The 8,276-nt window shown below is 72.5% G+C and carries 10 protein-coding genes; 4 read left to right on the top strand and 6 right to left on the bottom strand.

Going from position 1 to position 8,276, the window contains the following annotated elements; all coding sequences use genetic code 11:
* Positions 1-186: 186 nt before the first annotated feature.
* Positions 187-714 (top strand): ATP/GTP-binding protein, encoded by a 528-nt coding sequence (locus ABH925_RS20290; protein WP_370149811.1) that lies wholly within the window; start codon positions 187-189, stop codon positions 712-714.
* 63 nt (positions 715-777) lie between these two features.
* On the opposite strand, the gene ABH925_RS20285 is transcribed toward ABH925_RS20290, so the two are convergent.
* From ABH925_RS20285 to ABH925_RS20275, 3 genes are read right to left on the bottom strand one after another with little or no spacing between them, the layout of a single operon-like run.
* On the bottom strand, positions 778-1,446 hold the full coding sequence (locus ABH925_RS20285) for an ABC transporter permease (protein ID WP_370149809.1): 669 nt from the start codon (positions 1,444-1,446) through the stop codon (positions 778-780).
* Positions 1,443-2,081 (bottom strand): ABC transporter permease, encoded by a 639-nt coding sequence (locus ABH925_RS20280; RefSeq protein WP_370149807.1) that lies wholly within the window; start codon positions 2,079-2,081, stop codon positions 1,443-1,445. The genes ABH925_RS20285 and ABH925_RS20280 overlap by 4 nt, the downstream gene beginning before the upstream one ends.
* Positions 2,081-3,214: an ABC transporter ATP-binding protein gene (locus ABH925_RS20275; RefSeq protein WP_370149806.1), complete on the bottom strand. Its 1,134-nt coding sequence runs from the start codon at positions 3,212-3,214 to the stop codon at positions 2,081-2,083. Before ABH925_RS20275 ends, ABH925_RS20280 begins: the two co-directional genes overlap by 1 nt.
* 508 nt (positions 3,215-3,722) lie before the next feature.
* Here ABH925_RS20275 and ABH925_RS20270 point away from each other — a divergent pair.
* The 3 genes from ABH925_RS20270 to crcB all read left to right on the top strand — a co-directional run bounded on the left by ABH925_RS20270 (position 3,723) and on the right by crcB (position 6,346).
* The gene (locus tag ABH925_RS20270) at positions 3,723-5,270 is read left to right on the top strand and encodes an LCP family protein (RefSeq protein ID WP_370149804.1); all 1,548 of its coding nucleotides are present in this window, start codon (positions 3,723-3,725) and stop codon (positions 5,268-5,270) included.
* Positions 5,271-5,444: 174 nt separating this feature from the next.
* Positions 5,445-5,984, top strand: coding sequence for a CrcB family protein (locus tag ABH925_RS20265; protein ID WP_370149802.1), 540 nt, complete (start codon positions 5,445-5,447; stop codon positions 5,982-5,984).
* Positions 5,984-6,346 carry a fluoride efflux transporter CrcB gene (crcB, locus tag ABH925_RS20260; protein WP_370149800.1) on the top strand — a complete coding sequence of 121 codons (363 nt, stop codon included), beginning with the start codon at positions 5,984-5,986 and terminating at the stop codon, positions 6,344-6,346. Before ABH925_RS20265 ends, crcB begins: the two co-directional genes overlap by 1 nt.
* Before the next feature lie 32 nt (positions 6,347-6,378).
* Here the strand turns inward: crcB and ABH925_RS20255 are convergent, their stop codons facing one another.
* From ABH925_RS20255 to ABH925_RS20245, 3 genes are all read right to left on the bottom strand, one after another.
* Positions 6,379-7,023 carry a LysE family translocator gene (locus ABH925_RS20255; RefSeq protein ID WP_370149799.1) on the bottom strand — a complete coding sequence of 215 codons (645 nt, stop codon included), beginning with the start codon at positions 7,021-7,023 and terminating at the stop codon, positions 6,379-6,381.
* Positions 7,024-7,034: 11 nt separating this feature from the next.
* The gene (locus tag ABH925_RS20250) at positions 7,035-7,625 is read right to left on the bottom strand and encodes a DUF4865 family protein (protein WP_370149797.1); all 591 of its coding nucleotides are present in this window, start codon (positions 7,623-7,625) and stop codon (positions 7,035-7,037) included.
* A 65-nt stretch (positions 7,626-7,690) separates the two neighbouring features.
* Positions 7,691-8,260 (bottom strand): TetR/AcrR family transcriptional regulator, encoded by a 570-nt coding sequence (locus tag ABH925_RS20245; protein WP_370149795.1) that lies wholly within the window; start codon positions 8,258-8,260, stop codon positions 7,691-7,693.
* Between the last annotated feature and the right edge of the window lie 16 nt (positions 8,261-8,276).

Here is an 8,276-nt window from a genome sequence, read left to right as displayed (position 1 = left end):
GCCTGACCCCCCCCCCCGCGGTGCGCCTCTCTGACGCCCGCCCCGCCCCCGCCCCCCCCCCCCCCCCCCCGCCCCCGCGCGCCCCGGCCCCCCCCCCCCCCCCCCCCCGGGGGGCCCCCCCCCCGGGGGCCCCCCCCCCCCGCCGCTCCGCCGGAACCCGCCACCCGCCCGCCGCTGCCCGTCAAGATGGTCATCGCCGGGGGCTTCGGCGTGGGCAAGACCACCACCGTCGCGGCGATCTCCGAGATCGAGCCGCTGACCACCGAGGCCAGCATCACCGCGGTCGCGGCCGGCGTGGACGACCTGACCCACACCCCGCACAAGACCACGACCACCGTGGCCATGGACTTCGGCTGCATCACCCTCGACCCGACGCTGAAGCTCTACCTCTTCGGCACCCCCGGCCAGGACCGCTTCGGCTTCATGTGGGACGACCTGGTCGAGGGCGCGCTCGGCGGTCTCGTCATCGTGGACACCCGGCGCCTGGACGACTGCTTCGCGGCCGTCGACTACTTCGAGAACAAGGGCCTGCCGTTCGCGATCGGGGTCAACGTCTTCGACGGCAGTCTGGGCCACGACCTGGACGAGGTGCGCTGGGCCCTGGACATCTCCTCCTCGGTGCCGCTGGTGCTGTTCGACGCCCGCGAGCGCGGCTCGGTCCGCGACGCCCTGCTGGTGGTCCTGGAACTCGCGCTGGAGCGCGCCGAACGCTGACCGGGCGCCACGGGTGCACCGCTCGCGGCGGCGCACCCGGCCCGGCCGCCGCAGCGACCCGCCTCAGCGGCTGCGGCGGACCCCGGCGGAGACCAGCAGCCGCCCGGCGAGCCAGAACAGACCCAGCGTCACCAGGGCCAGCCCGGCGACCAGTACCGCGCCGCCGACCACCTTGGTGTAGTCCTCCTGTGACAGCCCGTCCACGATGTAGCGGCCGAGCCCGCCGAAGGCGACGTACGCCGCGATGGTCGCGGTCGAGACGATCTGGATGGCGGCCGAGCGGATCCCGCTCAGGATCAGCGGCAGTGCGACCGGGATCTCGACCTGCGCCAGGATCCGCAGCGGGCCCATGCCCATCCCCCGGGCCGCGTCCACCAGCGAGCGGTCCACGGTGCGGACCGCCTCGTAGGTGGTGACCAGGATCGGCGGGACCGCCAGCGCGACCAGCGGCACCATCACCGGGGTCAGCCCCAGGCCCATCAGGATGGTCAGCAGCACCAGCAGCCCGAAGGTGGGCAGCGCCCGGGCCGCCGTCGCCAGCAGCGCCAGCGCGTTGCCGCCGCGCCCGGTGTGGCCGGTGACCAGGCCGACCGGCAGCCCGATCAACGCGGCGATGCCCAGCGCCAGCAGCGAGTACTCGACGTGCTCCAGCAGTCGTTGCGGGATCCCGTCGGCACCGCTCCAGTTGGCGCTGTCGCTGAAGAAGGCGTTGAGGAAGTGGAAGAGGTTCACCGCGCCGCCCAGGGGGTGAGGAGCCGGCGCAGCAGCACCAGCACGCCGTCGACGAGGATCCCGATGACGGCGATGGTGATCACGGAGCTCCAGGCCAGGATGGGCCGGTGGTACTGGTTGGCGTCGGCGAGCAGGTTGCCCAGCGCACCCTCGTTGCCGATCAGCATGCCGACGCTGACCATGCTGATGCTGGACACCGCCGCGACCCGCAGCCCGGCGACGATCGCCGGTACCGCGATCGGCAGCTGGACGTGGACGTAGCGCCGGACCGGGCCGAAGCCCATGGCCGTCGCCGCCGCATGGGTCTCCTCGGGCACCGAGCGCACCCCGTCGGTGATCGCCGGGATCAGCACCACCAGGGTGTAGAGGGTGAGCGGGATCATCACGGTGGTGTCGGTCTGCCCGGTCCAGTCGATGAGCAGCACGAAGATGGCCAGCGAGGGCAGCGCGTAGAAGACCGTGCTCACGCCGAGCACCGGTCCGTAGATCCAGCGGAAGCGGACGCAGAGCTGCCCCAGCGGCAGCGCGATCAGCAGTCCGATCAGCACCGGGACCAGCGCCAGCCGCAGATGCCAGCCGACCAGCGCGAGGTAGCTGTGCTGCAGATCACTCGGCATCCGGAAGAAGCCGCCCATCAGGCGCCGACCGCCTGGGCACGCGCGTCCGCCGGCGACTGCTCCGCGTGCGCGGCGCGGATCGCGGCCGCGATGGTCTCCTGGGCGACGACGCCCACGGCCCGTCCCTCCCGGTCGACCGCGACGGCCCAGCCGGTGGGCGAGAGCACCGCGGAGTCGAGGGCGGCGCGCAGAGAGTCGGTTCCGGCGGTGAACCCGTGGCCGAAGTCGATCAGGCTGTTGTCCCCGGCCGCGCGTCCGGCCGCGTCGGCCCAGCCCAGCGGGCGGCCCTCGGTGTCGGTGACCAGCAGGTAGGGGGTCTGCGCGACGGTGGCCGCCGCCATCTGCTCGGCGGTGCTGTCGACGGCGACGATCGGCCTGGTGGTGAGCTCCAGGTCGGCGGCGGCGAAGAAGGACAGCCGGCGGATGCCGCGGTCCACGCCGAGGAAGTCCTCGACGAAGGCGTCCGCGGGACGGGAGAGCAGCTCGGCCGGCGGCGCGTACTGGGCGAGCCGGCCGCCCTCGCGCAGCACCGCGACCATGTCGCCGATGGTGATGGCCTCGTCGATGTCGTGGGTGACGAAGACGATGGTCTTCCCCAGTTCGGACTGGATCCGCAGCAGTTCCTCCTGGAGTCCCTTGCGGACCACCGGGTCGACGGCGGAGAAGGGCTCGTCCATCAGCATCACCGGCGGGTCGGCGGCCAGCGCGCGGGCGACGCCGACGCGCTGCTGCTGGCCGCCGGAGAGCTGGTAGGGGTAGCGCTTGGCCAGCGCCGGATCGAGGCCGACCCGTTCCATCAGCTCCATCGCCCGGCTCCGGGCCCGGTGCCGGTCCCAGCCGAGCAGCCGGGGGACGGTGGCGATGTTCTCCACGATGGTGCGGTGCGGGAACAGCCCGGCGTGCTGAATGACATATCCCATACTCCGGCGCAGCGCGGTGACCGGCTGCTCGCGGATGTCCCGGCCGTCCAGGGTGATTCGGCCCCCGGTCGGGTCGATCATGCGGTTGATCATCCGCAGGGTGGTGGTCTTACCGCAGCCGGAGGGGCCTACCAGCACGGTGATGGATCCGTCCGGGATCTCCAGAGTGAGCCGGTCCACAGCGGTGGTGCCGTCCGGATACTGCTTCGTCACAGCGTCGATCAGTATCAAAACCGTACATAACCCTTCGGGCACGCCAAAGTAACGGACCCTCATCCTCTGAGACCCGCGCATGCGCGTCAACGTCCGGTTGTTCGACACCGCCGTCCATCGGCGCGGCAGTTCTGGCAGAGTTCTGCCCTGCGCCCGGGAGATACCATCCGCGCGTATGCCTTATGTATTACTCACGAACGCTTGCTACATTGCGCAACCGTGGAACCGGTAGCCGGGATCGAACAGTCCTACCTCCTGCACCGTCCTGCCATCCCGGCACAGCGGTGCTGCCACGACCTGTTCTGACCAGGGGCTTTCGGGCCCACCCCACCGAGCGGCCGGCTGGACCGCGCGGCGCACCGAGGATGTGACCATGAGCGACACCAGGATTGGCGGCCGGGCCGGAGCCCGTCGCGGTGGCGGTGCGCCCGCTCCGGAGCCGGGCGCGGGGGGTCCTCCGTCGGGCGGCCGGGCGGCGATGCGCAAGGTACGTAAGAAAAAGCGGAGTCCGCTCAAGATCATAGCCATGGTGGTGGCGGGCCTCGTGCTCCTCACCGCCGGCGCCGGTTACCTGTACTACCAGCACCTCAACGGCAACATCACGGCCGACTCCCTCTACAACGGCACCAGCGGTTCGGCCGGTACGGAGAAGGTCGACGCCTACGGGCACAGCCCGATCAACCTGCTGGTCATCGGCTCCGACACCCGGAGCACCGCCGAGGACTGCAAGATCGGCGGTGACTGCGCCAACAGCGGCGCCGGCGCCAACGCGGACGTGGAGATGCTCGTCCACGTCTCGGCGGACCGCAGCAACGCGACGGTGATGAGCATCCCGCGCGACCTGGAGACCCAACTCCCGGCCTGCACCGACCCCAAGACCAAGGCGCACACCGACGGCGGCACCGGGATGATCAACAGCGCGCTGGCCTTCGGCCCCGGCTGCAGCGTCGCCGCGATCCACCAGCTCACCGGCATACCCATCGACCACTTCGCCATGGTCGACTTCTCCGGCGTGGTCGCCATGTCGGACGCGGTCGGCGGCGTGAGCGTCTGCGTGGACAACAACGTCTACGACCCCTACTCGCACCTCAAGCTGGCCAAGGGCACGCACACCCTGCTGGGCATGTCCGCGCTGCAGTTCGTCCGGACCCGGCACGGCTTCGGCGACGGCGGCGACCTGGGCCGCACCTACGCCCAGCACACCTTCCTCAGCGGCGTGATCGCCAAGCTGAAGAGCGGCAGCACGCTGACCGACCCGCTGGCGCTGAACGGCCTCGCCGAGGCGGCGACCAAGGCCCTCACCGTGGACACCGGCCTGGGCAGCATCGACAAGCTGGTCGGCCTGGCCTCGGACCTGAACAAGGTCCCGTCCAAGCGGATGACCTTCACCACCATGCAGAACAACCCCGACCCCACCAACTCCAACCGCGTGGTGCTGGGCACCGGGGCGCAGACGCTGTTCGACAGCATCATCAACGACCAGTCGCTGACCGCCGACGACGGCTCCAAGGCCGCCCCGAGCGCCGGTTCCTCGGCCGCGCCCGCCTCCTCCGCCCCGGCTCCCGCCGCGGCCCCGCAGGCCGTGCCCGACAGCCAGATCACGGTCAAGGTCGAGAACGGCAGCGGGCTCAGCGGCCGGGCCACCACCGTCCGCGACGGTCTGGTCAGCCAGGGCTACAACTCCGCCAGCAGCGTGGCCAACGCCGCCAGCAACACCAGCACCACCACCCTGTTCTACGGCGCCGGCCACCAGGCCGAGGCCAAGCAGCTGGCGGCCTCGCTGGGACTGCCCGGTTCCGCACTGCAGCAGGGCAGCAGCAGCCGCTACATCCTGGTGATCGGTACGGACTGGAAGTCCGGGGCCACCTTCGCCGGCAGCGGCGGCGGCTCCTCGGCCTCGGCCGCGCCGGTCAACACCAAGGTGGCGCTGGCCAACAGCCACAACCAGACCGCCGACCAGCACGGCTGCGTCGCGGTCAGCACCCAGGACACGGTGTCGCTGCCGGGCTACGGCGGGATGTCCCCGATCCGGGCCTTCAGCGTCAGCACGGACGTGCCGGTCTCCGCACCGTGACGCGGCGGTCGGTGCAGGGCGCGGGCGGGCGGGTTCGGTAACGTAGGCCGCGCGACGCGACGGGGCGGGGGTGCCACGGCACCCCCGCCCCGAGCCGTTCCCGGACCCGGGCGCTCCCGGGGTGCGCGGCATCCGCGTCGCGGCCGGGCCGAGCGGTACCGACGAAGGAGATGCATGCCCAGGCGTCCGCCCCCGGCGTGGGCACGCGAGTGGGACGTGCTCGGCGTGATAGCGCTGGGCGGCGGCCTCGGCAGTGTCGCCCGGTACGGACTGGCGCGGCTCTGGCCGACGCCGGCCGGGACCTTCCCCTGGGCGACCTTCACCACCAACGTCAGCGGCAGCCTCGCCCTGGGCGCGCTGATGGTCTACGTGCTGGAGGTCTGGCCCCCGTCCCGCTACCGCCGGCCCTTCCTGGGCGTGGGCATCCTGGGCGGGTTCACCACCTTCTCCACCTCCATGCTGGAGACCCGCGGCCTGCTGGCGGCCCGTCAGTTCTCGCTCGCGGACTCCTATGCGCTGGGCAGCCTGGTGGCCGGCCTGGCCGCGGTCTGGACCGGCGTGGCGCTGGCCCGGCTGGTGGCCCGGCTCCCGGTACGGCGTGGGCCGCGCCGCCGCGGCGAGGTGATGGCCTGGAAGCTGGCCCACCCGGTGATCGACCCGGACACCGACCCCGCGCTGCCGCAGCGCGCCGACCGAAGCACGGTGACCGACTGATGCCCGTCCTGATGGTCTTCCTCGGCGGCATGATCGGCGCCCCCGCCCGCTACCTCGCCGACCGCGCGGTCCAGGCCCGGCACGAGAGCGTGTTCCCCTGGGGCACCTACGCCGTCAACATCGCCGGTGCGTTCGTCCTCGGCTGCCTCGGCGCGGCAACCGCCCGGCACGGGCTGCCGAGTGATGTCGGCCTGCTGCTCGGCACCGGCTTCTGCGGCGGGCTGACCACGTTCTCGACCTTCAGCTTCGAGACGGTGCGGCTGCTGGAGACCGGCTCGCTGGCCGAGGCCGGGCTGAACGCCCTGGGCAGCCTGGCCACCGGCCTCGCCGCCGCGGCGGCCGGCTACGCCCTGGTCGCGTAGCCGGGCCCGGGCCCGCCCGGTCCGGCCGGGACTCAGTCCCCGAGGGCCAGCTTGAGACCGAACCCGACGACGACGGTACCGGTGACCCGGTCCAGGACCCGCTGCGCGACCGGACGCCGGAGCCAGCCCCGGAGCACCCCGGCGAAGACCACCAGCAGGGACGACCAGATCAGTCCCTCGGCCACGTGCACGCAGGTCAGCAGGACGCCCATGGTCAGGTGCGGGGCACCGGCCGGGATGAACTGCGGCAGCACCGCGACGTAGAAGACGCCCATCTTGGGATTGAGCAGGTTCGTCAGCGCACCCCGCCGCCAGCCCGTCCGGAGCCCGCCGCCCGGCGCGGACCGCACCTCGGCGGCCTCGGCCGGCTCCGCCGCCGCGTGCCGTCGCATGCTGTTCCACAGCATCCTGGCCCCCATCCACAGCAGGTAGCCGGCCCCCACCAGCCGCACCGCGGCGTACGCGGCGTGCGAAGCGGCGAGCAGCGCGGTGACGCCGAGGGAGCTCAGCGTCCCCCAGATCAGGGTGCCGGTCTGTATGCCCAGGACGACGCCCCAGGCTTCGGCGCGGCGGCCGAGCGCGGCCGTCCGCAGGATCAGCGCGGTGTCGAGGCCGGGGGTGAGCGTCAGCAGACCGACGACCACGGCGAAGGACCAGAGTGCGGTGGAGGTTCCCATGCCCGGTCAGCCTAGCCGGGAGCCGTGGGCGACAGGCGGTCGAGGCCCGGCGAGGAGAGGTGCAGCAGCCGGTAGCGCTCGCCGGGCTGCTCGGGCGGGGCCTCCCGCTCCCAGAGGGTGGCCTGCAGCAGTTCCCAGTGGTGCGGGTCCAGGGCGGCCACTGCCGTGTGTACGCCGGGAGTTGCGGCCCGCAGGGCGAGTTCCCGCTGGGCGCGGGCCATGGTCTCGGCGGGATCGGCCCCGTGCCCGAGCGGCTCGGTGTGCAGGGTGGCCACCGCCGGTACGGATCCCCGGGCCGGGCCCGCCACCGCACCCGCGCCGATCCAGCTGTGCACGGTGGGGCGGCCGAAGTCGGCCACGAGGGGGCCGAAGCCCCCACCGCCCCACAGGAATCGGCCCAGCCCTGCGGTGTCGTTCCAGACGTAGAACGGCGCGTAGGCGTTCACCGGCGAGCCGTCGACCCCGCGTTCCCGGACCAGGTACGCCTTGAGCGCGAGCCCCGGGAAGTCGTCGGTGGCGTGGCCCCGGGTCCGCACCCGGGTGCGGATGATCTCCATGTCGTAGTCGGCGGGCAGGACGATCCGGTACTGCATGGCATGCACGGTGACTCCCCCGGTGGAAGGTCGCGGCTCGCGGTGAACGCGGTGCGTCGTCGGTACGGCGCGCGTCAGTGCAGCTCGCGGGCGGTGAGCAGGGCGATGACGCCCTCCGTCGCCTGGTGGAACGGCTCGGCCGAGTCGGCCGCTCGGGCCAGCACATAGCCGCCCTGGAGCACGGCGACGACCGTCGCCGCCGTGCTCGCGGCGTCCAGGGCCGGATCCAGCTCACCCAGACCCTGACCCTCGGTCAGTACCGCCGCCAGCCGTCCGCGCAGAAAGGCGAAGGTCTCCGCCACCGGCTCGCGCAGCACCGGGTCGGCGACGATCTCCGGATCCTGGGTGAGCCGGCCGACCGGGCAGCCGCGCAGCACCTCGCGCTCCCGGCGGAGGTAGGCGCTGATCCGCTCGACCGCCGTACCAGGGGCGGAGAACTGCTCCTCGGCCAGCGCCATCCGCTGTTCCGCGGTGCGCCGGATGGCGGCGCGGGCAAGGTCGGGCTTGCCGCTGAAGTGGTGGTACATGCTGCCCTGACCGGCTCCGGCCCGCTGCTGGATGGCCTTGGGGCTGGTGCCGACGTAGCCGCGCTCCCAGAGCAACTCCTGGGTGCTTGCGATGAGTCGCTCCGGCGTTGTGCTCATGCGGCCACTGTACATA

Source organism: Streptacidiphilus sp. EB129, from assembly GCF_041262645.1.
Taxonomy (GTDB): domain Bacteria; phylum Actinomycetota; class Actinomycetes; order Streptomycetales; family Streptomycetaceae; genus Streptacidiphilus.
The sequence above is the reverse complement of the archived record's forward strand: the minus strand, read 5'-3'. Positions and strand labels throughout refer to the sequence as shown.